This is a genomic window from Desulfocurvus sp. DL1XJH-121 (assembly GCF_054819825.1).
Map to the genome: position 1 here is coordinate 1 of NZ_JBTVWW010000119.1, position 262 is coordinate 262.

Below are 262 nucleotides of genomic sequence, written 5' to 3' on the forward strand. Positions count from 1 at the left end.
GGACATTGCTGATGCTGGCCCACAAAGCACTGTGGAACGGATCCTCACAATCCCGCGTGTAATGACCGACGAGGCGCAGGTTCAGCCGATTGTCGCCCGGCAGGAACAGCGCGGGATCGACCGGCACGGTCACGGTCAGCCCGCCCGCCGTCTCACGCGTGAGCGGAAGTGTCTTCACCACCTCCCCGTTCACAATCACCACGAGCTGGCTGAGTTCGGGCAGCAGCGCCGGTGAATGGGCGAAGTTCAGCGTCAACGTGGC

1 protein-coding gene is annotated in these 262 nt (G+C 63.7%); it reads right to left on the bottom strand.

All coding sequences use genetic code 11. The features are described from left to right. A partial coding sequence (locus tag ACYYG1_RS17550) for a cellulose biosynthesis cyclic di-GMP-binding regulatory protein BcsB (RefSeq protein ID WP_461211624.1) occupies window positions 1–262 on the bottom strand: 262 nt, incomplete at both ends.